The organism is Pseudomonas sp. YNh (assembly GCF_037993085.1).
GTDB lineage: Bacteria > Pseudomonadota > Gammaproteobacteria > Pseudomonadales > Pseudomonadaceae > Aquipseudomonas > Aquipseudomonas putida.
Genome location: NZ_JBBMRJ010000001.1, coordinates 108559 through 134004 on the forward strand (window position 1 = coordinate 108559; position 25446 = coordinate 134004).

Here is a 25446-nt window from a genome sequence, read left to right on the forward strand (position 1 = left end):
CAGTTCCAGGGGCGTTTTTGATTCTGCAGAACAACAATAATTGGGAGCCTGCCATGTCGGTCGATCCGCAAAAAATTCTCCGCGAGCTGTTCGACACAGCCATCGCTGCCGCCCACCCCCGCCAAGTCCTCGAACCCTACCTGCCCGCCGACCGTAGCGGCCGGGTCATCGTCATCGGCGCCGGCAAGGCCGCAGCCGCCATGGCCGAAGTGGTCGAAAAAAGCTGGCAGGGCGAAGTCTCCGGCCTGGTCGTGACCCGTTACGGCCACGGCGCCAACTGCCAGAAAATCGAAGTGGTCGAAGCCGCCCACCCGGTACCGGATGCCGCCGGCCTAGCCGTGGCCAAGCGCGTTCTGGAACTGGTCAGCAACCTCAATGAAGACGACCGCGTCATCTTCCTGCTGTCTGGCGGTGGTTCCGCCCTGCTGGCGCTGCCGGCCGAAGGCCTGACCCTGGCCGACAAGCAACATATCAACAAGGCACTGCTCAAGTCCGGCGCCACCATCGGCGAGATGAACTGCGTGCGCAAGCACCTCTCGGCGATCAAGGGCGGCCGCCTGGCCAAGGCCTGCTGGCCGGCCACGGTCTACACCTATGCCATTTCCGATGTACCGGGCGACCTCGCCACCGTGATCGCCTCCGGCCCCACCGTGGCCGACCCGAGCACGTCGGCTGATGCCCTGGCCATTCTGAAACGCTACAACATCGAAGCGCCGAAAGCGGTCATCGACTGGCTGAACAACCCTGCCTCGGAAACCGTCAAGGCCGATGACCCGGCCCTGGCCCGCAGCCACTTCCAGCTGATCGCCAAACCCCAGCAGTCGCTCGAGGCCGCCGCAGTCAAAGCCCGACAGGCTGGTTTCAGCCCGCTGATTCTCGGCGACCTGGAAGGCGAGTCGCGCGAAGTGGCCAAGGTTCACGCCGGTATTGCCCGGCAGATCGTTCAGCACGGCCAGCCATTGAAGGCACCTTGCGTGATCCTGTCCGGCGGCGAAACCACCGTGACCGTACGCGGCAATGGCCGTGGCGGGCGCAACGCCGAGTTCCTGCTCAGCCTCACTGAAAGCCTGAAAGGCCTGCCGGGGGTATACGCGCTGGCCGGCGACACCGACGGCATCGACGGCTCGGAAGAAAACGCCGGTGCCTTCATGACCCCGGGCAGTTACGCCCGCGCCGAGGCCCTGGGCCTGTCGGCCAGCGACGAGCTGGACAACAACAACGGCTATGGCTATTTCGCTGCGCTGGATGCGCTGATCGTCACCGAGCCGACCCGCACCAACGTCAACGACTTCCGCGCCATCCTGATCCTCGAGACTGCCCAACCATGACGCCTGATAAAAAAGTAAAGATCCTCGCCACCCTCGGCCCTGCGATCAACGGCATCGACGACATCCGCCAACTGGTCGAAGCCGGCGTGAACATCTTCCGCCTCAACTTCAGCCACGGCGAACACGCTGACCACGCCTTGCGTTACCAGTGGATCCGCGAAGTGGAGCAGCAACTGAACTACCCGCTGGGCATCCTCATGGACCTGCAAGGGCCAAAGCTGCGCGTGGGCCGCTTTGCCGAAGGCAAGGTGCAGCTGCAACGCGGCCAGGCGCTGCGCCTGGACCTGGACAAGACCCCGGGCGACAGCCGCCGGGTCAACCTGCCACACCCTGAAATCATCGCAGCCCTCGAGCCCGGCATGGACCTGCTGCTGGACGATGGCAAGCTGCGCCTGCGCGTCACCGCCAAGCACAACGATGCTATCGACCCTGAAGTGCTGAACGGTGGCGAGCTGTCCGACCGCAAGGGTGTCAACGTACCGCAAGCAGTACTCGACCTCTCCCCGCTCACCGAAAAGGACCGCCGCGACCTGGCCTTTGGCCTGGAACTGGGCGTGGACTGGGTGGCCCTGTCGTTTGTGCAGCGCCCTGAGGACATCGTCGAAGCGCGCCAGCTGATTGGCGATCGCGCCTACCTGATGGCCAAGATCGAGAAACCCTCGGCGGTCGAACAACTGCAAGCCATTGCCGAACTGGCAGACGCGATCATGGTGGCGCGTGGTGACCTGGGCGTGGAAGTGCCGGCCGAAAGCGTGCCGCAAATCCAGAAGCGCATCATCAACACCTGCCGCCAGTTGGGCAAGCCGGTGGTGGTAGCCACGCAGATGCTCGAGTCCATGCGCTTCTCGCCGGCGCCGACCCGTGCCGAAGTCACTGACGTGGCCAATGCCGTGGCCGAAGGTGCCGATGCGGTCATGTTGTCGGCCGAGACTGCCTCGGGTGACTACCCGCTGGAAGCCGTGCAGATGATGAGCAAGATCATCCGCCAGGTGGAAAACGGCCCTGACTACCAGGCCCAGCTCGACGTTGGCCGGCCGAAGGCCGAGGCCACCGTGTCGGACGCCATCAGCTGCGCCATCCGCCGCATCAGCGGCATCCTGCCGGTGGCGGTGCTGGTCAACTACAGCGAGTCGGGCGCCTCGACCCTGCGCGCTGCACGCGAGCGGCCACGGGCACCGATCCTCAACCTGACGCCGAACCTGAACACCGCGCGCCGCCTGAGCGTGGCCTGGGGCGTGCATTCGGTGGTCAACGACCGCCTGCGCCAGGTGGACGAGGTGGTTTCCACCGCCCTGGAAATTGCCCAGGCGCAAGGCATGGCCAGCCGTGGCGACACACTGCTGATCACTGCCGGTGTGCCTTTCGGCAAGCCAGGGTCGACTAACACGCTGCGGATCGAGACTTTGATCTGAGATTGCCGGGGGCGCTCTGCGCCCCTATCGCAACACAAGGCCGCTCCCACAGGGCCCGCGCTGGCACAAGGAAATGCGATCCCTGTGGGAGCGGCCTTGCGTCGCGATCGGAGGGCGCAGCCCTCCCCGTACACCGATCTACCTGAACTGCGGAAAACCGAGGCCCAAAGAGGCCCACCGCTCCCCCATCAACCTCACTGACTGCCCCATGTACACCAAAAATTTCGTCAACCCGTGCCCTGACTGGGCCACGGCGTTACTCAACGGTTTCAGCCAGGTGCTGCTGCTGCGCAACCCTCTGTGCGGCCTGTGCTGCCTGCTGGCCATTCTGCTGACCGCGCCCAACCTGGTCGGCGGCGCCCTGCTCGGCGCCCTGGCCGGCTTGCTCACCGCCCAGGCCCGCGGCTACGACCGCGCCGACCGCCAGGCCGGGCTGTACTGCTACAACGGCGTGCTGATCGGCATCCTGATCAGCGCCGTACTGCCCTGGTCGGTCATATTGCCCCCCCTGATCATCGCCGCCGGCGGCCTGTCCAGCATCATCACCCACCAGTGGCGCAAGCGCGGCGGTAAGCTGCTGATTGCCTATACCGCGCCGTTCGTCCTGCTGGGCTGGGGCACGCTGATGCTCACCAGCCCATCGCCCAACAGCTTCGTCGAGGCCGACCCGCTGGACGCCCTGGCGCGTGGTGTAGGTCAGATCTTCCTGCTTGACCAGCCCTTGGCCGGGTTGCTGATCATCGTCGGCATGTTCATCGCCAACCCCTACGCGGCAATGTGGGCGGTGATCGGCTCAGCCATCGGTGGGGGCGTGGCGTTGATTGCCGACCAGGCGCAGGCAGCATGGCTCGGCCTGTATGGCTTCAACGCCGCGCTGGCGGCACTGGCCTTCAGCAGGCAAGGTGAAAAACCCTGGGTGACGCTGCTGGCCATCGCCTTGGCCCTGTTGCTGCAACCGCTGTTCAAGCTGCTGCCCGTGCCGGGCCTGACCGCGCCCTTCGTCGCCGCCTGCTGGCTGATGCACCTGGGCAGCCACCTGGCTCAGCCCAGGCAGCGCAACGCCAGCCGCTTGCACAGCTGAAATGCAACCCCTAGGCTCAGCCCATCGCTTTTTTGGAATGAGCCAATGAATAACCCTGCGAGCCTGCGCGAGCGGCTCTTCGTCATCGTCTTCCAGTCCGATACCGTGGCAGGAAGACGCTTCGACAAAATCCTCCTGCTGATCATCCTGGCCAGCCTGGTCACCGTCATCCTCGACAGCATCGACGAAGTGCACCAAGGCTACGCCGGCCTGCTGGCCGGCATCGAGTGGGGCTTTACGGCGATATTCCTGGCCGAATACATCACTCGCCTGTACTGCTCGCCCAAGCCCTTGCGCTATGCCTTCAGTTTTTATGGGCTGGTCGACTTGCTGGCGATCGTGCCGGGGATCATCGCCCTCTATTACAGCGACGCCCAGTACCTGCTGATCATCCGGGTGATACGGATGCTGCGGATCTTCCGCGTGCTCAAGCTCAGCCCCTATCTCAAGCAGGCTCACTACCTGATGGAGGCGCTGCGCGGTAGCAAGCAGAAGATCATCGTGTTCCTGGTGACGGTATCGACCCTGGTGACGGTGTTCGGCACGCTGATGTACGTGATCGAAGGGCCGGAGCACGGCTTTACCAGCATCCCCAAAGGCATCTACTGGGCCATCGTCACCCTCACCACCGTAGGCTTTGGCGACATCGTGCCAAAGACGCCGCTGGGGCAGGTGCTGTCGTCGCTGGTGATGATTACCGGTTATTCGATCATTGCCGTGCCGACCGGCATCTTTACCGCCGAACTGGCCAATGCCATGCGCGGGGAGCAGCTGCAGCATGATTGCCCGACGTGTCACAAAAAGACGCATGAGCATGGGGCGGCGTTCTGTTCCCGGTGTGGAAATGGGCTGTTTCCCAAACAATGATGCTGCGTGTACTGGCCCTTTCGCGGGTAAACCCGCTCCCACAGGATCACCACAGGCCTTAGCGGTGCGCGGCCCCTGTGGGAGCGGGTTTACCCGCGAAGAGGCCAGTACAGGCAACGGCATAACCAAAGTCATTTTTGTTCTTTAACCGCCACAAACCCACCCGCTATAGTCGCAGGCAAATTGCCAACACCTCGATAACAAGGAAGCAACGTGAAAAAACTCTTCACCGCCTCGCTGCTCGCCGCAGGCCTGGCCCTGGGCAACCTCGCCCAGGCCGCCCCCACCCTGCTGAACGTTTCCTACGACGTGATGCGCGACTTCTACAAGGACTACAACCCGGCCTTCCAGAAGCACTGGGAAGCCGAGCACAAAGAGAAGGTCAACGTGCAGATGTCCTTCGGCGGTTCGAGCAAACAGGCGCGTGCAGTGATCGATGGCCTGCCGGCCGATGTCATCACCATGAACATGGCCACCGACATCAACGCACTGGTCGACAATGGCAAGCTGGTGCCGGACAACTGGGTAACCCGCCTACCGAACAACAGCGCGCCGTTCACCTCGGCCACTGTGTTCATCGTGCGCAAGGGCAACCCGAAAGCCCTGAAAGACTGGCCCGACCTGCTCAAGGACGGAGTGCAAGTGATCGTGCCCAACCCGAAAACCTCGGGTAACGGGCGCTACACGTACCTGTCGGCCTGGGGCTATGTGCTCAAGCAAGGCGGTGACGAGAGCAAGGCCCGCGATTTTGTCGGCAAGCTGTTCAAGCAGGCCCCGGTGCTGGACACCGGTGGCCGTGCCGCCACCACCACCTTCATGACCAACCAGATTGGTGATGTGCTGGTCACCTTCGAGAACGAAGCCGAGATGATCGCCCGCGAGTTCGGCCGCGACCAGTTCGAAGTGGTTTACCCAAGCGTGTCTGCCGAAGCCGAGCCACCTGTCAGCGTGGTCGACAAGGTCGTGCTGAAGAAAGGTACCAAGGCCGTGGCCGAGGAATACCTGAAGTACCTGTGGTCCCCAGAAGCCCAGGAGATCGCCGCCAACAACTACCTGCGCCCGCGTGATGCAGCAGTACTGGCCAAATACACCGACCGTTTCCCTAAAGTGGACTTCCTGTCGGTAGAGAAGACCTTTGGTGACTGGCGCACCGTGCAGAAGACCCACTTCAACGATGGTGGGGTGTTTGACCAGATCTATACCGGTCAATAACTGATGCAGGCAGGTACTGCACAATGCCCGAGGCGTGTGCAGTATCTGTGGGAGCTGGCTTGCCGGCGATAGCGCCAGTCGTTTTGACACACCTCTTCGAACTTTCTCCACCAACCTGCAATCAGTTCCTTGAGTAACCCTGCCCCGCTCACCCCGGCCCAAGGAGTACTCCAGTGCTGCATTTTCTCTCTACCCTGCTGCTCGGCTGCCTGCTGAGCACCCACCTGTTGGCCGCTGACCCCACCCCCACTGAAGAACAACCCGCCGAACCCGAACCGGTACTGCAAGGCGGACTGCTTGGCGCCCTGGCCGACGGCCTGGACAGCGCCGCTCAGGAGCTGGACCTGGACGCCCATCTGGTGGATGCCTGGCGCCTGCGAACCGACCGCGCCGCCAAGGAAGTCGAGCGCCTGGTTGACCGCCATTCGGCCACCGATACGCTGCAACTGGTCGGCAACTTCATTCTGCTCACCCTGACCTGGGCCGCCAGCTTCGCCGCATTCACCAGCCTCGGCCGCTGGGTCGCCAAACGCACTTCCGGTACGCCCTGGCTACGCGAACGCAAACGCGCCAGCAGCCTGCTCGGCTACCTGCTGCCCTACACCCTGCCGGCGCTGGCCAGCCTGCCGCTGACGCTGTACGCCAGCCGCTTTCTCGACCCGTCAGTGGCCCGCGCCCTGGGCCTGAGCCTGGCTTACGCCACCAGCAGCGGCCTGTTCTCGACTTCGATCATCCTGTGCCTGGTGACCCTGTTCGATGCCGGGCACAAACGCGACGCCGTGGCGGTCATCAAACGCCTGGCCCCCCGCCCGCTGTTCATGATCGGCTTCCTCGCGGCCTGGAGCGACGCCCTGACCAGCCCACAGATCGCCCGCCAGCTGGGCGGCAACCTCACCGCCAGCATCGCGGTGGCCACCGGCCTGATTGCCACCTTCATCTTCGCCAGCCTGGTAATCCGCCTGCGGCGCCCGGTGGCGCACCTGATCCGCAACCGCGCCTTCAAGGACCGCGTGCAGCATCGCGCCGTGCAGGAGACCCTGCGGATCTTTTCGGTGCTGTGGTATCTGCCGATCCTGCTGATGATCCTGGTGTCGGCCATTCACCTGATCGGCGCCGGCGAAGAAAGCCAGAAGGCCCTGCAGAAAGCCTTGCTGACCACTGTACTGCTGGTCTGTACCGTGTTCCTCAGCACCTTGCTGCAACACTTGCTAGCCCAGCGCGAAACCGACCCGGCGCAGCGGGTACGCCCTTACAAGGAGCTGCTGCGCAGCCTCGCCCATGCGCTACTGCGCATCGCCATGGCGGTGACCTTCATCGAACTGCTGGGGCGCATCTGGGGCTTCTCAGTGGTGGATTTCGCCCTGAGCAACAGCCTGGGCCAGGCGATCAGCAATTCGCTGTCGAGCATTGGCCTGATCCTGCTGGTCACCTGGCTGCTGTGGGTGGTACTCGACACGGCCATCCAGGAAGCACTCAAGCCACCCGTGGGCCGCCGCAGCGCACGCCAGCCGAGCACCCGGGTACGGACCATCCTGCCGATGCTGCGCAATGCGATCAAAGTGATCCTGATCGTCATCTGCACCATCACCACCATGGCCAACCTGGGCATCAACGTCGCGCCACTGCTGGCCGGTGCCGGGGTGATCGGCCTGGCCATCGGCTTTGGCTCGCAGCAACTGGTGCAGGATGTGATTACCGGGCTGTTCATCCTGATCGAGGACACCATTTCCATCGGCGACTGGGTGGTGCTTGATTCCGGCCATGCCGGTACCGTCGAAAGCCTGACTATCCGTACCTTGCGCCTGCGCGATGGCAAAGGCTTCGTGCACTCGGTGCCGTTCGGCCAGATCAAGGCGGTTACCAACCAGTCGCGGCAGTTCGCCTATGCGTTCTTCTCGGTGCAGTTCACCTACGACAGTGATGTGGATGCGTCACTGGCGCTGATCCATGAGGTGGGCAAGTCGATCAGCGAAGACCCGCTGCTGCGCATCAACCTGCAAGGGCCGCTGCAAGTGTTCGGGGTGGACCGCATGGACTTGAACGGGTTTGTGCTGACGGCGCAGTTCCGCACCATCTCCGGCGGGCAGTATGCGGTGAGCCGGGCGTTCAACGAGCGGCTGAAGAAGCGGGTGGACCAGACCGACAACGTGAGTTTTGCCCAGGTGTACCCGCTGCCACTGCAGGCCCTGGGGGCATGAATTCGCCTGCACCGGCCCTTTCGCGGGCTCGCCCGCTCCCACAAGGATCATCACAGGCCTTCGTGCTGTGCGGTCCCTGTGGGAGCGGGCATGCCCGCGAAGAGGCCAGTAAGAGCAACATCAAACCTGACGGAATACCAAGGCCTTGAGCCCCCCGGCCGGGTCCACATCCGGAAACTCCGGCGGGTTCTCCAGCCGCTCTACAAACACCAGCGATGGCGCCTGCTCAGCCATCCCCTCGATCAGAAACTCCGGCCCGACACCAGGGTCGTTGACACAGGCCAGCACCGTCCCACCCGCGCTCAGCAACTCCGGCAAACGCCGCAGGATCTTCGCGTAATCCTGGGTCAGCACGAAGCTGCCACGCTGGAAGGTCGGCGGGTCGATGATGATCAGGTCGTAGGGCCCATACTTGCGCACCTTGCCCCACGACTTGAACAGCTCATGCCCCAGGTAGGCCACACGCGATGCATCGTGGCCATTCAGGCGATGGTTATCGCGCCCGCGGGACAGCGCCGACTTGGCCATGTCCAGGTTCACCACCTGCTCAGCGCCCCCGGCAATCGCTGCCACCGAGAAGCCGCAGGTGTAGGCGAACAGGTTCAGCACGCGCTTGCCCGCCGCCTGCTCGCGCACCCAGCGCCGGCCGTAGCGCATGTCGAGGAACAGGCCGTTGTTCTGCCGCACGCCCAGGTCCAGCAGGTAGGTCAGGCCGTCTTCGACCACCTCACGTTGGTGGCACGGCTCGCCCAGCAACCACTGGCCCGGGCTGTCGGGCAAGTAGCGGTGCTGGATGAGAATGGCCTGGCCGGCCCATTGCGGGGACTGGGCCACAGTGCGCAGCATGGCTTCCAGTTCGGCCAGTTGGCCCTCGGGCAGCTCACGGAACAGGGCTACCGAGAGCACGCCTTGCAACCAGTCGACAGTGACCTGCTCCAGGCCTGCCCAGCAGCGGCCACGGCCATGGAACAGGCGGCGGGTTTCCTGCGGGGCAGGGTCGAGGGCGGCGAGCAGGTGCTGCTCCAAGGTGTGAATCGGGGAAGTCATGGTGGGTCGCAGGCTGGCAAAAGCGGCATTCTACCTTGCCGGCCTCTTCGCGGGTAAACCCGCTCCCACAGGGACCCCACAGTATTCAGAGCCACGGTGATCCTGTGGCAGCGGGTTTACCCGCGAAGAGGCCCGCAAGGTCACTTCAGTTCTTGACTGCAAGCCGCGCCGGCCGGAACCACCATCCCTGCTGCATCCCCGCCGCTGCCAGCAGAATCAGCCCTACCCCCAGCCATTGCAGCGGCGCCAAGCGGTGCCCGAACGCCACCCAGTCCACCAGAATCGCCGCAATCGGGTAAATGAACGACAGCGCCCCAGTCAACGCCGTGGGCAAACGCTGGATGGCACTGTACAGCAGCACATACATGAGGCCGGTGTGGACCATGCCTAGCGTCAACAGGCTGGCCAGCGCTGACACTTCACCCGGCAATCCGCCGAGCTTGACCCACGGCGCCAGCAACAGCACACCCGTCGTTACCTGGATCAACGCGATCAGGTGAGGCGGGGTGCCTTTCAGCCGCTTGATGATCAACGCCGCAATGGCATACAAAAACGCCGCACCTAGTGCCAGGCCAATGCCCAGCAAGTATTCCTCACCACCGCCCTGCCCCGCACCATGGGCGCTGACGATGGCCAACATGCCAAGGAACGCCACGCTAAGCCATGTAAGCTTGGCCAGTGTGATCTTTTCGCCCAGAAACAGCGCTGCCAGCCCCACCAGCATGAACGGCTGCACGTTGTACACCGCTGTCCCGATGGCGATCGACGCACGGGAATACGAGGCAAACAGCAGCAGCCAGTTGCCGACAATGGCCACGCCGCTGGCGATCGCCAACAGGAACGCCGTACGGCTGATGACTCCGGCCCGCAAAAAGCCGAAAGCGGCGCAAATCACCAGCAGGGTCACGGCGCCGAAAACGCAGCGCCAGAACACCACCTCGAGCACCGGCTGCCCCGACACCAGCACAAACCAGCCGATGGTCCCGGAAATCAGCATGGCGGCGACCATTTCCAGCGAGCCACGGCGCAATGAACTGTCCATCTCACACCTCCCATTAACGATGACAACAGTATGCAAAGGCTGCAGCTTTGCCTTCCAGCGGTTTACCAAGGCAAATTTGCAGCCTTGCCTTTACTATCAAGGCAAATAACGCGAATTACCTGACGAGGTGACCATGACCGATGCCATCGACCAACTGCTGATCAACGCACTGATGGAAGACTCGCGCCGCTCGCTCAAAGCCTTGGCGCAAGTCAGCGGGCTGTCCGCGCCCAGCGTCAGCGAGCGCCTGCGCCGGCTGGAAGAGCGTGGGGTGCTGCGCGGTTACACCGTGGAGGTCGACCCGCGCGCCTTTGGTTACCAGTTACAGGCCATCGTGCGCATCCGCCCACTGCCGGGCCAGCTGCAGGAGGTAGAACGGCAGATCATTGCCATCCCCGAGTTCACCGAGTGCGACAAGGTCACCGGGGAGGACTGTTTCATTGCCCGGTTGCATGTGCGCTCGATGGAGCAACTGGACACCCTGCTCGACCGCATCAATGTGCTGGCCGAGACCAACACCGCCATCATCAAGAAAAGCCCGGTGAAGCGGCGATTGCCGCCGATGGAATGAATTCGCCTGTTCCGGCCTCTTCGCGGGCGCGCCCGCGAAGAGGACCGAGCAAGAAAAGCTGACTATTTTTTGTACACAAGAATGTCACCATAAGTGCCATTTTTGTGTGCACTTTCTCCAATAGCGCCCCAATCCGTTACACACTCATCGCCACTTATTTTGACCAATTGATCAACTATTGCACTTTATAAAAAATTAAACCTGCTCAATTGGTCAACTTATACTTTCTTTATTTCATTAACTTATCTTTCAACAAGATAAGTTCGAAATCTCCATCTGTTGAAACTTGCATTCCCTTGGCATGGAACTCGCTTTGGTGTGTTCGTGTTTTGTATACAACTTGAACAAAACATAAATACACAAGAACCCGCCACGCCGGTCCAAAGCCGGCCGCCGCGCCCAGAACCCTGTGATGCCAAGCTGCACCGACGAGATGGCGAGCCCGTGCGCATGCCCGCTCATCGCAGTCAAAGTGCATCAGGAGCCCGCCGGAATGAGTAGCAGCCTCGACCTTGCCCCTGAACTATCCGTCGCCAGCACCCACCCCGCTTCCAGCCTGGTCGGCAATGCGCCGGAACTGGCCCTGAGCCCGCGCCTGCACAACCGCGACCTTGCCCCGACACGCACCGAAGGGCGGCGCTGGGGTGGCTATAGTATCTTCGCGTTGTGGACAAACGATGTGCACAATATTGCCAACTACTCGTTCGCCATGGGCTTGTTCGCCCTTGGCCTGGGTGGCTGGCAGATTTTGCTGTCGCTGGCAATTGGCGCGGCGCTGGTGTACTTCTTCATGAACCTGTCCGGCTACATGGGGCAGAAAACCGGGGTACCGTTCCCGGTCATCAGCCGCATTGCCTTCGGCATCCATGGCGCACAGATACCGGCGCTGATCCGCGCAGTCATTGCCATTGCCTGGTTCGGCATCCAGACCTACCTGGCCTCAGTGGTGCTGCGCGTGCTGCTTACCGCCGTGTGGCCGCAAATGGCGGCCTACGACCACGACAGCATCCTCGGCCTGTCGAGCCTGGGCTGGGTGTGCTTCGTGTCGATCTGGCTGGTACAGCTGGTGATCCTGGCCTACGGCATGGAGATGGTGCGCCGCTACGAGGCCTTTGCCGGCCCGGTAATCCTGCTGACCGTGGCCGCCCTGGCGGTGTTCATGTACTTCAAGGCCGACGCGCGCATTGCCTGGTCGGTGGCTACCCCGCTGACCGGCTACGAGATGTGGCGCAACATCTTCGCCGGCGGCGCACTGTGGCTGGCCATCTACGGCACCCTGGTGCTGAACTTCTGTGACTTCGCCCGCTCCTCGCCGTGCCGCAAGACCATCCGCGTCGGCAACTTCTGGGGCCTGCCGGTGAACATCCTGGTGTTTGCCGTGATCACCGTGGTGCTGTGCGGCGCGCAGTTCCAGATCAACGGCCAGATCATCGACAGCCCGACCCAGATCGTCGCCGCCATCCCCAGCACGTTGTTCCTGGTACTGGGCTGCGTAGCCTTCCTGATTGTCACCGTGGCGGTGAACATCATGGCCAACTTCGTCGCCCCGGCCTTCGTGCTCAGCAACCTGGCGCCACGCCACCTGAACTTCCGCCGCGCGGGGCTGATCAGCGCCACCCTGGCGGTGCTGATCCTGCCGTGGAACCTGTACAACAGTCCGCTGGTGATCGTGTACTTCCTGTCCGGCCTGGGCGCCCTCCTCGGCCCGCTGTACGGGGTGATCATGTCCGACTACTGGTTGCTGCGCAAAGGCTGCATCAACGTGCCAGAGCTGTACACCGAGCACCCGACAGGCGCCTACCACTACAGCAAGGGTATCAACCTGCGCGCCGTGGCCGCCTTCGTGCCTGCTGCGTTGCTGGCCATCGTGCTGGCCCTGGTACCCAATTTCCACAGTGTGGCCCCGTTCTGCTGGCTGATCGGTGCCGGCATCGCCGCCGTCCTGTACCTGCTGATCGCACCACGCAACCGCCACTACCACGACGTCAGCGGCGAATGCATCGCCGTCGACCACAGCAGCCATTAATCAGGGAGGACTGCCCATGCGTATTCTGATCGCCAACGTCAACACCACCGAAGCCATCACCGAAGCCATTGCCCAGCAAGCCCGAGCGGTAGCAGCGCCCGGTACCGAAATTGTCGGACTTACCCCTTGGTTCGGTGCCGAGTCGGTGGAAGGCAACTTCGAAAGCTACCTGGCCGCCATCGCCGTGATGGACCGGGTGCTGGCCTACGAGGGCCCCTACGACGCCGTGATCCAGGCCGGTTATGGCGAACACGGCCGCGAGGGCCTGCAGGAATTGCTGAACGTGCCAGTGGTGGACATTACCGATGCAGCCGCCAGCACCGCGATGTACCTGGGCCATGCCTATTCCGTGGTGACCACGCTGGACCGCACCGTGCCACTGATCGAAGACCGTCTGAAGCTGTCTGGCCTTTATGACCGCTGTGCGTCGGTGCGGGCCAGCGAGCTGGCGGTGCTGGAGCTGGAAGCTGACCCACAACGGGCTGTGGAGGCGATTGTCGAGCAGGCCGAACGCGCCGTGCGTGACGACAAGGCAGAGGTGATCTGCCTGGGTTGCGGTGGGATGGTCGGGCTGGACGAGCAGATCCGCCAGCGCACCGGCGTGCCGGTGGTGGATGGCGTGAGCGCGGCGGTGACCATCGCCGAATCGCTGGTGCGCATGGGCTTGAGCACCTCCAAAGTGCGCACCTATGCCACGCCGCGGGTGAAGAAAGTGGTGGGTTGGCCGATGCGCTTGGGCCGCTGAGCCTTCATTTGCCTGTACTGGCCTCTTCGCGGGCAAGCCCGCGAAGAGGCCAGTGCTTTCAACCCATCATCTCGACCAGGCGCTGCGCACTGCCACAGGCCAGGGTAAACCCCAACGCCCCATGTCCCAGGTTCAGCCACAGGTTGCGATACACCGTCCCGCCAATGATCGGCACCCCGGTCGGTGTCGCCGGTCGCATCCCCGCCCACTCCACCGCCTGGGCATAATCCGCTGCCATCGGTAACGTCTCCAGCGCCAGCCGCCTCATGCTCTGCAACCTGCGTTTTTCCACCGACTCGTCGAAGCCGACAATGTCCACCATCGCCGCTACCCGCAGCTGCTGCCCCAGGCGGGCATAGACGATCTTGCGTTCATAGTCGGTAAGACTCACCTCCGGAGGCCGATGCCCGGCGCTGATGGGTGCCGTCAGGCTGTAGCCCTTAAGCGGATACACCGGTATCTGCACCCCCGGCAATGCCAAGCCTGGGCCACGATGCCCGGCACACAGCACCAACTGTTCCACCTCCAGTTGTTCGTTGCCCAGTTGCAGCGCTACGACCTGGTCCTGGCGCCGTACCAGCTGCGTCACTGGCCGGCCAAGCAGGAAACGGCATTGCCCCGAAGCGCGCAACAAGGCCTCCAGGCGCTGGCAGAACAAGTGACAATCGCCAACCTCTTCATCCGCTGTGAACACGCCACCCACAAACGGTGCGCCCTCCAGGGCAGGGTCCAGCGCGCGCAACTCGGCGGCCGCCAGCACCCGCTGGCTGGCCGGGTCGGTCAATTGCGCCCGGCCATGGGCAAAGGCCCGTTCGCTGCGAAAGGCCACCAGCTTGCCATTGCGCCGCCAGGCAAAATCACCAAAGTCCTGGCTGTCGCGCCACTGCGCCAGAACGGCTTGGCTGCGCAGCGCCAGCTCCAGCAGTTGCCCGGCATTTCGGCGATTGACGCTGCGCCGGCATGCCAAGGTGAATGCCAGCAGCCAGCGCCACTGCGCCGGGTCCAGACGCAAGCGCAGGCGCAGCGGCGACTCGCCCTGCAATAGCCAACCCAGTGCCTGCCAGGGCACCCCGGCATCAGCCAGCGGTGCCACATAGCGATAGGACAATTGCCCGCCATTGGCGAAGCTGGTGGCCGACGCCAGGCTGTCACGGGCCTCGATCAAATCAACCGACCACCCCTCACGAACAAGCGCGTAGGCCGTTGCCAGGCCAACCACCCCGCCACCGATTACCGTTACCCGCTGCTTCATCACCCTTCCCTGTTCCGGCTTCCTGGCCAAACAGTACCAGCGGATCAGGTCGGGCAGCTATGCGCACCGTCATTCAGGCCCTGGCGCACGTTGCGGCTGAGCAGGCTGGCCTTGCCGTCGTGCCAGGTCAGGGTCAGTACATAGAGGGTGTCAAAGTCATCGCCGCTCCAGTCCTGGGTGATTACCCGCTCTTCACCCAAGGCCTTGCCGGCCACCGTGTTGATCAGTTCAGGCAGGTAGCCGTGGGACCAGGCAGTATAGACGGTCGCATTGCGGTATTTGTCGCTCAGCAACTCATCGGCCAGTTCGTCGGTGTCGTTGACGCCGTAGTCGATATTCACCGGCAAGCCGAGGCGGATGGCGCTGGGGGTGATGGTCATCAGCGGGCGGATGTAGCTGTAGCTTTCGTCCTTGCTGCCTTCTTCGACTTGCCGCGAAGGGTTGGCGGCAAACACGTAGTCGGCATTGCCGAAGCGCTCCGGCAGCAAGGTTGCCAGGTCCAGTGCGCGGTTGAGGCCCTGGCAGTTCAATTGCCCAAGCCCCTCACCCGGTTTCTCGGCATGGCGCAAGAACACCAGGGTCTGGGTGCCATCCACCGGTTCAGCCCGGCTTTCGACAGCCTCCAGCGCCAGCGGCACGGCGACGGCCGTGAGTACCAGGCTCAGCAGCAAATGGCGACGACGGCGGAAGAATGTTGGCAACTTCATCAAGGCAGGCTCGTGTGGCAGAGAAAATCGGGTTGACCCGCCACATCGCCCTGTCAGCTGCAGGGCGGCCTTGTAGTGAATGCCATCCTTGGCAACGAGTGAGGGTCAGAGTGCCCTGAACCCGTTTGGTTCCTCCCTGGAGGTGAATGCCGTTCCCTAGGCAAGGCCTAGATTAGAGGATGGGTGTTGCTGAATTATGTCCAGTCTCAACTAATCACTCTGGGGAGTAGCCGTCACAGTGCTCCTGCAGCTTCGCTCGCAGGGACAGAGTTGATGATGGTGACATCAAACACCTGTTCGATGACCTGTTTCGGACCTTGATTCAAACTCCAGGCGAAAAACACCAGAAAACCTAGCAAGAATACAAATAGAACTGAACCTACAAGACTTTGTGCCACGCCCAACCAGAACCCAGGTTTGGTTTGCCTGATTTCACTGCTCGCCTTATCTGAGTAGTACTGTTCAAGCTCCACAGCCTGCGCTGCGATCGAGGCGTCAAGAAAGCCCTGAGCAAGCTGGCTGGCCTGGTTTCGATAACTCTCGATCTGCGTGGCGCTGTTGCTGACGTCGTGGAAAGGAGCCAAGTCTTCATCTTTGGGCTCCCGATCATGCTTTGTTTTGAAAGCCTGGATGAATTCGATTTTCTGCCGCTTGTATAACGAATAGGCAATGATACCGAGCGTATCTTGCTCATTTTCTACAAGCGCAGAGTAGATGTGGTTGTAACAGCAGTCCGCCGTAAGGCTTTCACCCCTTGCGCAGGCGGAAGTAAGCGGCTGTAAAGGCTGCCTTCAGTTCCGAACGGGTCTTTCGCGGGTTAGTGATCACGCTGGCCAGTTCACGCGGTAGCGAAATTTCCATACGTGCACCTGATGCAACTAGCAAAGCGTTAGCTTCGCGTACCACCCTCGAGGAAAAATGCGACTTCATGGAATTGCTCCCCTCTCGCTTGTTGAGTCGGCGAGCTTAACTGGCTGTGAATCGCCCCTCAATCAGACACGCGCCGACAGCGCGTGTAGTCCTTTTCCTCAATCATCCCGCGTCAGCACTTCCAGCAATTCGATCTCAAAGGTCAGGTCCGAGCCCGGCGGTATGGCCCCCACACTGCGCTCGCCATAGCCCAGATGCGCTGGAACCAGCAGTTTGCGCTTGCCGCCAACGCGCATGCCCATCAGGCCCTGGTCCCACCCCTTGATCACTCGACCGGTACCAATCACGCACTGGAACGGCTTGCCGCGTGACCAGGATGAATCGAACTCGCTGCCGTCAGCCAGCCAGCCGGTGTACTGGGTGGTGATCAGGGCGCCTTTGACGGCGGCTTTGCCTTCACCCTCGGCCAGGTCGATGATCTGCAGTTCTTGGCTCACGGGCACACTCCAACGCTGGAAAACAAAGCCGCCCTTTTCTCAGGAATGCACCGGTTTGGCAAGCAGGATCGACGGCACACGATTAGCTGTTCTGCTCAAACACCTCTTGGCCGGTCAGCTCTTTGGTGTGGTTGGCAAAACAGTACCAGGCGGGCTTCTGCTCGACAAAAATCTGCAGATCGAAATCCCATTCCTGATCCCCATCCAGCAGGCCGACCGGCACTGCATGGAAGTCGTTGGCCTTCAGCCGGTAATACAGGTGCGTGCCGCATTGGCCGCAAAACCCTCGCTGGGCCCAGTCGGACGAGTCATAGACACTGGGGGCACGCCCTTCGATCACCGGTGGCTGGCTGCAATGCACCACCAGCAACGGCCCGCCGGTCCACTTGCGGCACATGCTGCAATGGCATGCGCTGATATGAGTGTTGTCGACGATGACCTTGAGCGTGGTGGCGCCGCACAGGCAGGTACCTTGTTTTTCCATGGCCATGGCTGGTTCCTTTAGCGAGGGTTGGGCCAGCAATTATAGATGCCAGCTGCAACGCGCCTACAAAGGATCGCGTGAAGCTTCAGATGTACACAGTGCCGCGCAGGTACAACGCCGCTCGCCCGCTGATGATCACCCGGCCATTGCCCGGTACTTCACACAGCAGCTGGCCTTTGCGCGCCCCGCCCTGCTCGCAGCTCAGCAACTGCTTGCCCAGGCGGTCAGCCCACACTGGCGCCAGCGAGGTGTGTGCCGAGCCGGTGACCGGGTCTTCATTCACGCCAACCCGTGGGCCGAACCAGCGGGTGACGAAATCAAAGCCACGCCCTGCCGCCGTCACGGCAATACCACGCACGTCGAAGGCCGACAGCGCCGCAAAGTCCGGCTTCAGCGTGTCGAGCAACAGGGCGTCATCAATTACTACTACATAGTCATCGCTGCGGTACACCGCCTGTGCCTGGGTCAGGCCCAGCGCTTGCAGCAGGCCCACCGGGGTTTCCACGACGGCCGGTTGCCTGGCCGGGAAATCCATGGCCAGCAGCCCGTCAGTGCCACGGCTGACACGCAACTCGCCACTGCGGGTGTTGAAGCGCAGTACCTGCGCCTGCTCACCCAGCTGCTCGAACAGCACATAAGCCGAGGCCAGGGTGGCGTGGCCGCACAGGTCGACTTCTACGGTCGGGGTGAACCAGCGCAGGTCAAAGGTTTCGCCGTTGCGCACGAAATAGGCGGTTTCCGACAGGTTGTTTTCTTCGGCAATGCGCTGCAGCACATCGTCCGGCAGCCAGGCTTGTAGCGGGATCACCGCCGCCGGGTTGCCACCGAACGGTTCAGCGGAAAAGGCATCGACCTGGAAGATTTCGAGTTGCATGCACACACTCCTTGTTGCCCGGGATTTGCCAGGCAGATGTCTGAAAGGGTTACTGGCTCACCGGGGTCAGTACTGGTTCACCGGCAAAGAATGCCTGCAGGTTGTGCAGCACCAGGGTCACGGTATCGCGCGCGGCCTCAGGCGACTGGCCGGCCACGTGGGGTGTGAGCACCGTGTTGGCCATAGCCTTGAGAGCATCCGGCACCGCCGGTTCGTCATCGAATACGTCCAGGGCGGCGCCGGCCAGCTTGCCTTGCTCCAGGGCGGCCATCAGGGCGTCGGTGTCGACCACGCTGGCCCGGGCGATATTCACCAGATAGCCCTTGCCGCCCAGCGCCTCTAGTACCTGGGCATCGACCAGATGCTGCGTACTGGCGCCACCGGGAGTGGCCACGACCATGATCTCGACAGCTTCGGCCAGGTGAAGCGGGCTGTCGTACCAGGTGTAAGGCACATCTTCGCGTGGCGTGCGGCTGTGATAGCTGACGGGCATGTCGAAGCCCAGGCTGGCGCGCTTGGCAATGGCTTGCCCCATCGCCCCCAGGCCAAGAATGCCCAGGCGCTTGCCGCTCACCGAGGGGCTGATCACCCGGTTCCATTCACCGCGCCGGGTGCTGGCATCAGCACGGGGAATGTCGCGCAGCAGCGCCAGTAACAGCGCCAGGGTGTGGTCGGCGACTGCACTGGCATTGGCACCCGCGCCGTTGGTAACGGTGATGCCGCGGGCGGCGGCGGCAGCCAGGTCGACTTGCTCGTAACCGGCACCGATCACGCAGATGATCTGCAACTTGGGCAATGCGTCGATTTCTGCGGCAGTCAGCCCCAGCGGGCCGCGAGTGAGCACGGCATCGATTTCACTGGCGTGGCGCTGGATGGCGTCGGCGCGCAGTTGCGGCGAGGGGGCGCGGATCAGGCGGTAACCGGCCTGCTCCAGCATGGGCAGGTAATCGTCGACGGTTTCTACCAGTACCAGGACTGTCTTGCGCATGCCACCTCCCAATGTTGAAGGGGCATTATGCGGAATTACCGTGCAGTACAGTCAATCGGTAATTGCGCGGAAAATTGTACTGTATAGGTGGAGTGGGAAACGAGATTGCATAACTGCCGGGAAGTCCGGCGTCAGGGATGCGGCGCATGGGAGATCGAGCACCGCCCGCGCGGCGCTCGATCTCGAACACCCAGATAACTCAAGGCGGACCCGAAAGCCCCCTACTGGGCGAACGCTCGCCCTAACCCACCCGGCACACCACTGCTGTCAGTATCCTGCCAAGGCCCATTCGGGCTCAGCGACCAGCTCCAGCCATTATCAAACCGATAATAGGTACGCTGCCGGTAGAAGGTATTGGGCTGTTTCTCCAATACATACACACCCAGCTTGGGGTCCCAGTGGCTCGCCCCGCCAGGTGGTGGCGCAAAGCTGGCCGAGGTGCGCGGCATCGGCTTGGGTATCGCCGCCGGTTTGCTCGGCTGGGTGGACGGCTGCCCACCCGGCAACGGCTTGACCACCGGTCCTTGCGGCGGCACGCGCTCGATCGGGGGTGCCGGCTGTTCATACGGCTGGTGCACCGTACACGCAGACAAACCCAGGGCCAGGGTAATCAGGGTCAGGCGGACGGTGCTGTGCATGGCTTTGCTCTCTTACGGGTCTGGGCTGTCGATGGTCAGGTGCTGGGTAGCCTGGGTGGCACTGGGCAACGGCGTGCCCTGGCCAATCCACTCGCCGCGGGTAGGCTGGCCAGCGCGGGAAACACGTGCAACCAGTTGGACTTCGGCAAATTGCGACAGTTTCATCTGCGGCATCATCGCGTCAGCATCGGACAACTCCACTTCGATCGGCAACTGCGCCACCGTCACCCGCTTGGCTGCCAGGGGCATCGGCGGGCCATTGCTGGCGCGAGCGAAGATGAACACCGTATCGTCCGGTTTTACCTTGTCCTTCAGTGCCGCCGCCAGTTCCACCCGTACTTTCAGCCGCGCAGCCACTGGTGCGGGCGCTGCACCCTGCACTGCCGGGTCACCCAGGCGTTCGGCAGCGCGGTCGATGCCACCTTGCAGGGCCGCACGCGAGGCATCGCCTTCCGGCAGCTGCGCCAACAGGCGCTTCCAGTAGTCGATGGCTTCCTGGTAACGCTCACCTTCAAAGGCGGCAATACCGCGCAGGCCCAGGCTGGTCACTTCGTTGGGGTCGGCCTTCAGCGCTTCATCCGTCAGTGCCTGCAACTGCGGGTTCCACTGCTTGTCGGCGGCAAAGTACAGGGCCTGGGCCCACTGGCCCAGCAGCTCGGGCTGGCGGCCAGCCAAAGCGACCGAGCGCTCGAAGGTACGCGCAGCATCGGCCGGGCGCTGCTCGGCCATGTAGGCACGGCCCAGGAAGTACAGAGCCTCTGCCGACTCCGGCTGGGCCTGGACCACACGCTCCAGGCGCGTGGTCATTTCTTCCATCGACTTGGGCGCCTCGGCGAATTCCTGGGTCAGCGCCACCTTGTCGGCAGCACCAAAATGCAGGTAAAGCCCCAACGCCATCAGCGGTACCAGCACTGCAGCCAGCAGCGGCAGGGCTTTGCCCAGATGGCCCTGGCGCGGGGCTTCGGCGCCTTCGGTATCGGCCAGCAGCTCACGGGCAGCCTCGTCACGGCCCTTGGTCAACTGCGCCGCATCGAGCACACCGGCAGCCTGCTGGGCAGCCAGTTCGGCAACGCGTTCCTGGTACAGGGCCACGTTCAGGGCGGTACGGTCTTCTTCCTGCTGGCGGCCACGGCCACGCAGGATCGGGATCAGCAAAAAGCTGAGGGCGGCGAGCAGCAGCAGGCCCGCGCTAAGCCAGAATTCAGTCATGGGTCTGTTCTTTTTCCAGCAGTTTGGCGAGTCGCTCCCGTTCTTCGACGGAAAGCTCATTATTGCCCGGCAAAGCCGTACCACGGCGTCGGCGCACGATCACCGCCAGCACCGCAAAACCACCGACCAACAGGATGCCGGGCCCGAACCACAACAGCCAGGTACGCCCGCTGAGTGCCGGTTTGTAGCGCACAAAGTCACCATAGCGGTCGACCATGAAGTCGACGATCTGCTGGTTGCTCTTGCCTTCGCCAAGCATGCGGAAGATCTCGCGGCGCAGGTCGGCAGCGATCGGCGCGTTGGAGTCGGCAATGTCCTGGTTCTGGCACTTGGGGCAACGCAGTTCCTTGGTCAACTGCTGGTAGCGTTCGCGCTCGGCGTCGTCGCGGAACTGGTACGTGTCGATGGCCGCCTTGGCCACACCGGCCAGGCTCATGCCCAGCACGGCAGCTGCCAGCCAGCGCCTCATGGCCTGGCCTCGTCGACCAGGCCCTGGTACAGCGGCGCCAGCTGCTCACGCCAGACAGTTGCATCGACAATGCCCACGTGCTTGTAGCGGATGATGCCCTTGGCGTCGATCAGGAAGGTTTCCGGCGCGCCGTACACCCCAAGGTCCAGGCCCAGGCTGCCCTGCTCGTCACGGATGTCCAGCTGGTAGGGGTTGTGGAACTCGGCCAGCCATTTCTGCGCGGCGGCGTTGTCGTCCTTGTAGTTGACCCCGTGGATCACCACGCCCTGCTGCGCCAGCTGGTTCAGGTACGGGTGCTCGACCTTGCACGACGGGCACCAGGTGGCCCACACATTGACCAGTGCCGGGCGGCCCTGCAAGTCGGCCTGGGTCAGGGTGCGGTCGCCCTGGGTCGAAGCCAGGGAAAACACCGGGAACGGTTTGCCGATCATTGCCGACGGCAGCTCGTCGGGCTTGAGAAACAGCCCCTTGTAGAGGAACACCGCCACCAGCAGGAACACTGCCAGGGGGACTACCATGATCCAACGCTTCATGCAGCTGCTCCAGACACGCCCAGGGCATCACGCACCCGGGTCTTGACCTTGACGCGGTAGCGCCGGTCGAGTGCCGCCAGCAACCCGCCCAGGCCGGTCAGCAGACCGCCCAGCCAGATCCAGCGGACATAAGGCTTGATGTGCACACGCACCGCCCAGGCGCCGTTTTCCAGCGGCTCGCCCAGGGCAACGTACAGGTCGCGGGTAAAGCCGGCATCGATGCCAGCTTCGGTCATCATCGACTGCTGCACGGTGTACAGGCGCTTTTCCGGGTGCAGGGTAGTCACTTCACGGCCATCACGGCTGACCACGACGGTACCTTTGTCGGAAATGAAGTTCGGCCCCTCGAAGTGCTTGGCGCCCTGGAACAGGAAGTGATACCCACCCAGCTCCACGCTTTCGCCCGGGGCCATGCGCAGGTCGCGTTCGGCGCTGTTGTTGCTCGACAGCACCACGCCCAACGCACACACCGCCAGGCCAAGGTGTGCCAGCTGCATGCCCCAGTAGCTGCGCCCCAAGCCAGGCAGGCCCTTGAGCAGGCCTTTGTGACGGGTCTTGTCGAGGATGTCGCGCAGCCCGCCGAGTACCACCCAGGCCGCCAGGGCGAAGGCGGTCAGCGTCGGCCAGTCGAAGTCGTCAACGATAAAACCGGCAACCGGGGCAAGGATGGCACTGCCGATCAGCACCGGGGTGATCATGCTGACCAGCCATTTGCCCGGGGTGTCCTTCCAGCGCACCAGCACGCCCACGCTCATTACCACCATCAGCAGTGCCATCAGCGGCAGGAACAAGGCATCGAAATACGGCGGTCCCACCGACAGCTTGGCCCCGGTCAGGGCATCAAGCACCAGCGGGTACAGCGTGCCGAGCAGAATCATCGACGCGGCCACCACCAGCACCAGGTTGTTGGCCAGCAGCAGCGTCTCGCGGGACCACAGGGCGAAGCCGACCTGGCTCTTGACCACCGGTGCGCGCAGGGCGAACAGGGTGAGCGAACCACCGACCACGAACAACAGGAAGAACAGGATGAAAATGCCCCGCGACGGGTCTGCGGCAAACGCGTGCACCGAGGTCAGCACGCCGGAACGCACCAGGAAGGTACCCAGCAGGCTCAGCGAGAATGCGGCAATTGCCAACAACACGGTCCAGCTCTTGAACACCCCACGCTTTTCGGTCACCGCCAGCGAGTGGATCAGCGCCGTGCCCACCAGCCAGGGCATGAACGAGGCGTTTTCCACCGGGTCCCAGAACCACCAGCCACCCCAGCCCAGCTCATAATAGGCCCACCACGAGCCCAGGGTGATGCCAACCCCCAGGAAGGCCCAGGCGACGATGGTCCACGGCCGCGACCAGCGCGCCCAGGCAGCGTCCAGGCGGCCGCCGAGCAAGGCGGCAATGGCGAAGGCAAAGGCCACCGAAAAGCCCACGTAGCCCATGTACAGCATCGGCGGGTGAACGATCAGGCCGAAGTCCTGCAGCAGCGGGTTGAGGTCGCGGCCGTCGGTGGGCACTTGCGGCAGCAGGCGCTGGAACGGGTTGGAGGTGATGATCAGGAAGCTCAGGAAGCCGACGCTGATCATGCCCATCACCGCCAGCACGCGGGCCAGCATCACCTGCGGCAACTGACGCGAGAACACCGACACGGCAAAGGTCCAGCCGCCCAGGATAAACGCCCACAGCAGCAACGAACCTTCGTGGGCGCCCCATACGGCGCTGAACTTGTAGTACCACGGCAAGGCGCTGTTGGAGTTGCTGGCCACATAGGCGACGGAGAAGTTGTCGGTCATGAAGGCATGGGTCAAACAGGCGAAGGCAAAAGCCAGGAAGGCGAATTGCCCCCACGCCGCCGGGCGCGCCAGGCTCATCCACAGGCTGTCGCCACGCCAGGCGCCGAGCAGCGGCACACTGGCCTGCACGGCGGCAAAGCAGATGGCCAGAATCATCGCCAACTGGCCGAGCTCAGGGATTACCAGTGCCGCATTCATGGCTTGGCCTCCGTACCGGTGGCAGCCTGGCCGCTTTCCTTCAGGGCCTTGGTGACCTCGGGCGGCATGTACTTCTCATCGTGCTTGGCCAGTACTTCATCGGCCACGACTACGCCGTCGGCGTTGACCTTGCCCAAGGCGACGATGCCCTGCCCTTCGCGGAACAGGTCGGGCAGGATGCCGCGGTAGCTGATTGGCACCGACTTGTTGAAGTCGGTGACCACAAAGCGCACGTCCAGCGAGTCGGACGAGCGCTGCACCGAGCCCTTCTCGACCATGCCGCCAGCACGGATGCGGGTGTCCAGCGGCGCTTCGCCGTTGGCGATCTGGGTCGGTGTGTAAAACAGGTTGATGTTCTGCTGCAATGCGCTCAAGGCAAAGCCGACGGCAACCCCGACGCCGGCCAGCAGGCCGACGATGAGCAACAGGCGTTTCTTGCGCTGCGGATTCACTGGTTGTTCTCCCGGCGCAAACGGCGCGCCTCTTCTTGCAGGTAGCGACGGCGGGCCAACAGCGGCGCAGCGACATTGAGCGCCAGCACCGCCAGGCAGATGCCATAGGCCGACCACACGTACAGGCCATGGTGGCCCATGGCGAGAAAATCACCGAAGGTGGCAAAGCTCATTGTGCGCTCCTCCGCCCCAGGCTGTTCAACACTTCGTCCCTGACCCAACTGGCGCGCGCCTCGCGCTTGAGCACTTCAAGCCGCATGCGAAGCAACAGCACAGCGCCGAAGAAACAGTAGAAACCCAACGCCGTGCACAGCAGCGGCAACCACATTTCTGCGGGCATCGCCGGTTTTTCGGTCAGGGTGAAGGTCGCGCCCTGATGCAGGGTGTTCCACCACTCCACCGAGTACTTGATGATCGGGATGTTGACCACGCCGACAATCGCCAGCACCGCACAGGCCTTGGACGCACTGTCACGATTACTGATTGCCTGGCCCAGCGCAATAATGCCGAAGTACAGGAACAGCAGGATGAGCATGGACGTAAGGCGGGCGTCCCACACCCACCAACTGCCCCAGGTCGGCTTGCCCCAGATGGCGCCGGTAACCAGCGCCACGGCGGTCATCCAGGCACCGATGGGCGCAGCACATTGCAGGGCGACGTCGGCCAGTTTCATCTTCCACACCAGCCCCACCACCCCGGCGACCGCCAGCAGCACGTAGCAGGACTGCGCCAGCATCGCCGCCGGCACATGAATGTAGATGATGCGGAAGCTGTTGCCTTGCTGGTAGTCCTGGGGGGCGAACGCCAGGCCCCAGGTGATACCGACCAGCAACAGGAGCACGGCAGCGCCGGCCAGCCATGGCAGCATACGGCCGCTGATGGCATAGAACCATTTCGGGGAGCCCAGCTTGTGGAACCACGTCCAGCTTATTTTCATCAGGGTACATCCAGGGTATTTG

The 25446-nt window shown here is 63.0% G+C and carries 26 protein-coding genes; 9 read left to right on the forward strand and 17 right to left on the reverse strand.

The window, feature by feature from the left end:
- The first annotated feature begins 53 nt into the window (after nt 1–53).
- The 6 genes from WF331_RS00440 (at nt 54) to WF331_RS00465 (ending at nt 8098) form a co-directional block, all read left to right on the forward strand.
- A complete protein-coding gene (locus WF331_RS00440) occupies nt 54–1328 on the forward strand; it encodes a glycerate kinase type-2 family protein (RefSeq protein ID WP_016498602.1) in 1275 nt (424 codons plus the stop codon).
- Nucleotides 1325–2740, forward strand: a complete 1416-nt coding sequence (gene pyk / locus WF331_RS00445; protein ID WP_340622559.1) for a pyruvate kinase — start codon at nt 1325–1327, stop codon at nt 2738–2740. The genes WF331_RS00440 and pyk overlap by 4 nt, the downstream gene beginning before the upstream one ends.
- A 208-nt stretch (nt 2741–2948) precedes the next feature.
- Nucleotides 2949–3821: an urea transporter gene (locus WF331_RS00450; RefSeq protein ID WP_041167648.1), complete on the forward strand. Its 873-nt coding sequence runs from the start codon at nt 2949–2951 to the stop codon at nt 3819–3821.
- Between the two features lie 45 nt (nt 3822–3866).
- Nucleotides 3867–4688 (forward strand): ion transporter, encoded by an 822-nt coding sequence (locus WF331_RS00455; protein ID WP_016498599.1) that lies wholly within the window; start codon nt 3867–3869, stop codon nt 4686–4688.
- A 213-nt stretch (nt 4689–4901) separates the two neighbouring features.
- Complete coding sequence (locus WF331_RS00460; protein WP_016498598.1) at nt 4902–5900, forward strand: sulfate ABC transporter substrate-binding protein; 999 nt, start codon at nt 4902–4904, stop codon at nt 5898–5900.
- A 173-nt stretch (nt 5901–6073) separates the two neighbouring features.
- A complete protein-coding gene (locus WF331_RS00465; protein ID WP_340622560.1) occupies nt 6074–8098 on the forward strand; it encodes a mechanosensitive ion channel family protein in 2025 nt (674 codons plus the stop codon).
- Between the two features lie 120 nt (nt 8099–8218).
- Here WF331_RS00465 and WF331_RS00470 read toward each other — a convergent pair whose 3' ends face one another.
- Nucleotides 8219–9145 (reverse strand): class I SAM-dependent methyltransferase, encoded by a 927-nt coding sequence (locus tag WF331_RS00470; protein WP_016498596.1) that lies wholly within the window; start codon nt 9143–9145, stop codon nt 8219–8221.
- A gap of 145 nt (nt 9146–9290) precedes the next feature.
- Nucleotides 9291–10187: a DMT family transporter gene (locus WF331_RS00475; RefSeq protein ID WP_016498595.1), complete on the reverse strand. Its 897-nt coding sequence runs from the start codon at nt 10185–10187 to the stop codon at nt 9291–9293.
- A gap of 133 nt (nt 10188–10320) precedes the next feature.
- Here WF331_RS00475 and WF331_RS00480 point away from each other — a divergent pair, with 133 nt between their 5' ends.
- From WF331_RS00480 to WF331_RS00490, 3 genes are all read left to right on the forward strand, one after another.
- On the forward strand, nt 10321–10758 hold the full coding sequence (locus WF331_RS00480) for an Lrp/AsnC family transcriptional regulator (RefSeq protein WP_019473363.1): 438 nt from the start codon (nt 10321–10323) through the stop codon (nt 10756–10758).
- Nucleotides 10759–11251: 493 nt separating this feature from the next.
- On the forward strand, nt 11252–12784 hold the full coding sequence (locus WF331_RS00485; RefSeq protein WP_340622561.1) for an NCS1 family nucleobase:cation symporter-1: 1533 nt from the start codon (nt 11252–11254) through the stop codon (nt 12782–12784).
- A 16-nt stretch (nt 12785–12800) separates the two neighbouring features.
- Complete coding sequence (locus WF331_RS00490; RefSeq protein ID WP_340622562.1) at nt 12801–13529, forward strand: aspartate/glutamate racemase family protein; 729 nt, start codon at nt 12801–12803, stop codon at nt 13527–13529.
- A 58-nt stretch (nt 13530–13587) separates the two neighbouring features.
- Here the strand turns inward: WF331_RS00490 and WF331_RS00495 are convergent, their stop codons facing one another.
- From WF331_RS00495 to WF331_RS00565, 15 genes are all read right to left on the reverse strand, one after another.
- Nucleotides 13588–14781, reverse strand: coding sequence for a D-amino acid dehydrogenase (locus WF331_RS00495; protein ID WP_340622563.1), 1194 nt, complete (start codon nt 14779–14781; stop codon nt 13588–13590).
- Between the two features lie 44 nt (nt 14782–14825).
- Nucleotides 14826–15488 carry a hypothetical protein gene (locus tag WF331_RS00500; RefSeq protein WP_049277342.1) on the reverse strand — a complete coding sequence of 221 codons (663 nt, stop codon included), beginning with the start codon at nt 15486–15488 and terminating at the stop codon, nt 14826–14828.
- Nucleotides 15489–15721: 233 nt separating this feature from the next.
- Nucleotides 15722–16072 carry a hypothetical protein gene (locus WF331_RS00505; RefSeq protein WP_340622564.1) on the reverse strand — a complete coding sequence of 117 codons (351 nt, stop codon included), beginning with the start codon at nt 16070–16072 and terminating at the stop codon, nt 15722–15724.
- 444 nt (nt 16073–16516) lie between these two features.
- The gene (locus WF331_RS00510) at nt 16517–16855 is read right to left on the reverse strand and encodes an FKBP-type peptidyl-prolyl cis-trans isomerase (RefSeq protein ID WP_340622565.1); all 339 of its coding nucleotides are present in this window, start codon (nt 16853–16855) and stop codon (nt 16517–16519) included.
- A gap of 82 nt (nt 16856–16937) precedes the next feature.
- On the reverse strand, nt 16938–17345 hold the full coding sequence (locus WF331_RS00515; protein WP_061203375.1) for a GFA family protein: 408 nt from the start codon (nt 17343–17345) through the stop codon (nt 16938–16940).
- Between the two features lie 79 nt (nt 17346–17424).
- The gene (locus WF331_RS00520; protein ID WP_340622566.1) at nt 17425–18213 is read right to left on the reverse strand and encodes a PhzF family phenazine biosynthesis protein; all 789 of its coding nucleotides are present in this window, start codon (nt 18211–18213) and stop codon (nt 17425–17427) included.
- Nucleotides 18214–18262: 49 nt separating this feature from the next.
- Nucleotides 18263–19201 carry a 2-hydroxyacid dehydrogenase gene (locus WF331_RS00525; RefSeq protein WP_340622567.1) on the reverse strand — a complete coding sequence of 313 codons (939 nt, stop codon included), beginning with the start codon at nt 19199–19201 and terminating at the stop codon, nt 18263–18265.
- Nucleotides 19202–19422: 221 nt separating this feature from the next.
- Nucleotides 19423–19839, reverse strand: a complete 417-nt coding sequence (locus WF331_RS00530; RefSeq protein WP_016488394.1) for a hypothetical protein — start codon at nt 19837–19839, stop codon at nt 19423–19425.
- A gap of 12 nt (nt 19840–19851) precedes the next feature.
- On the reverse strand, nt 19852–21048 hold the full coding sequence (gene ccmI / locus WF331_RS00535; RefSeq protein ID WP_340622568.1) for a c-type cytochrome biogenesis protein CcmI: 1197 nt from the start codon (nt 21046–21048) through the stop codon (nt 19852–19854).
- Entirely contained in the window at nt 21041–21517 is a 477-nt protein-coding gene (locus tag WF331_RS00540; protein ID WP_016498583.1) for a cytochrome c-type biogenesis protein, read from the reverse strand. The genes ccmI and WF331_RS00540 overlap by 8 nt, the downstream gene beginning before the upstream one ends.
- Complete coding sequence (locus tag WF331_RS00545) at nt 21514–22050, reverse strand: DsbE family thiol:disulfide interchange protein (protein ID WP_016498582.1); 537 nt, start codon at nt 22048–22050, stop codon at nt 21514–21516. Before WF331_RS00545 ends, WF331_RS00540 begins: the two co-directional genes overlap by 4 nt.
- Nucleotides 22047–24035: a heme lyase CcmF/NrfE family subunit gene (locus WF331_RS00550; RefSeq protein ID WP_016498581.1), complete on the reverse strand. Its 1989-nt coding sequence runs from the start codon at nt 24033–24035 to the stop codon at nt 22047–22049. The genes WF331_RS00545 and WF331_RS00550 overlap by 4 nt, the downstream gene beginning before the upstream one ends.
- On the reverse strand, nt 24032–24487 hold the full coding sequence (gene ccmE, locus WF331_RS00555; RefSeq protein WP_016498580.1) for a cytochrome c maturation protein CcmE: 456 nt from the start codon (nt 24485–24487) through the stop codon (nt 24032–24034). Before ccmE ends, WF331_RS00550 begins: the two co-directional genes overlap by 4 nt.
- Nucleotides 24484–24660, reverse strand: coding sequence for a heme exporter protein CcmD (ccmD, locus tag WF331_RS00560; RefSeq protein WP_012273475.1), 177 nt, complete (start codon nt 24658–24660; stop codon nt 24484–24486). Before ccmD ends, ccmE begins: the two co-directional genes overlap by 4 nt.
- Complete coding sequence (locus WF331_RS00565) at nt 24657–25424, reverse strand: heme ABC transporter permease (protein WP_016498579.1); 768 nt, start codon at nt 25422–25424, stop codon at nt 24657–24659. Before WF331_RS00565 ends, ccmD begins: the two co-directional genes overlap by 4 nt.
- Nucleotides 25425–25446 lie beyond the last annotated feature (22 nt).

Coding starts and splice junctions, on each gene's coding strand:
- WF331_RS00440 (WP_016498602.1), top strand. CDS start 54: ATGTCGGTCGATCCGCAAAAAATTCTCCGCGAGCTGTTCGACACAGCC.
- pyk (WP_340622559.1), top strand. CDS start 1,325: ATGACGCCTGATAAAAAAGTAAAGATCCTCGCCACCCTCGGCCCTGCG.
- WF331_RS00450 (WP_041167648.1), top strand. CDS start 2,949: ATGTACACCAAAAATTTCGTCAACCCGTGCCCTGACTGGGCCACGGCG.
- WF331_RS00455 (WP_016498599.1), top strand. CDS start 3,867: ATGAATAACCCTGCGAGCCTGCGCGAGCGGCTCTTCGTCATCGTCTTC.
- WF331_RS00470 (WP_016498596.1), bottom strand. CDS start 9,145: ATGACTTCCCCGATTCACACCTTGGAGCAGCACCTGCTCGCCGCCCTC.
- WF331_RS00475 (WP_016498595.1), bottom strand. CDS start 10,187: ATGGACAGTTCATTGCGCCGTGGCTCGCTGGAAATGGTCGCCGCCATG.
- WF331_RS00480 (WP_019473363.1), top strand. CDS start 10,321: ATGACCGATGCCATCGACCAACTGCTGATCAACGCACTGATGGAAGAC.
- WF331_RS00485 (WP_340622561.1), top strand. CDS start 11,252: ATGAGTAGCAGCCTCGACCTTGCCCCTGAACTATCCGTCGCCAGCACC.
- WF331_RS00490 (WP_340622562.1), top strand. CDS start 12,801: ATGCGTATTCTGATCGCCAACGTCAACACCACCGAAGCCATCACCGAA.
- WF331_RS00495 (WP_340622563.1), bottom strand. CDS start 14,781: ATGAAGCAGCGGGTAACGGTAATCGGTGGCGGGGTGGTTGGCCTGGCA.
- WF331_RS00500 (WP_049277342.1), bottom strand. CDS start 15,488: ATGAAGTTGCCAACATTCTTCCGCCGTCGTCGCCATTTGCTGCTGAGC.
- WF331_RS00515 (WP_061203375.1), bottom strand. CDS start 17,345: ATGGCCATGGAAAAACAAGGTACCTGCCTGTGCGGCGCCACCACGCTC.
- WF331_RS00520 (WP_340622566.1), bottom strand. CDS start 18,213: ATGCAACTCGAAATCTTCCAGGTCGATGCCTTTTCCGCTGAACCGTTC.
- WF331_RS00525 (WP_340622567.1), bottom strand. CDS start 19,201: ATGCGCAAGACAGTCCTGGTACTGGTAGAAACCGTCGACGATTACCTG.
- WF331_RS00530 (WP_016488394.1), bottom strand. CDS start 19,839: ATGCACAGCACCGTCCGCCTGACCCTGATTACCCTGGCCCTGGGTTTG.
- ccmI (WP_340622568.1), bottom strand. CDS start 21,048: ATGACTGAATTCTGGCTTAGCGCGGGCCTGCTGCTGCTCGCCGCCCTC.
- WF331_RS00540 (WP_016498583.1), bottom strand. CDS start 21,517: ATGAGGCGCTGGCTGGCAGCTGCCGTGCTGGGCATGAGCCTGGCCGGT.
- WF331_RS00545 (WP_016498582.1), bottom strand. CDS start 22,050: ATGAAGCGTTGGATCATGGTAGTCCCCCTGGCAGTGTTCCTGCTGGTG.
- WF331_RS00550 (WP_016498581.1), bottom strand. CDS start 24,035: ATGAATGCGGCACTGGTAATCCCTGAGCTCGGCCAGTTGGCGATGATT.
- ccmD (WP_012273475.1), bottom strand. CDS start 24,660: ATGAGCTTTGCCACCTTCGGTGATTTTCTCGCCATGGGCCACCATGGC.
- WF331_RS00565 (WP_016498579.1), bottom strand. CDS start 25,424: ATGAAAATAAGCTGGACGTGGTTCCACAAGCTGGGCTCCCCGAAATGG.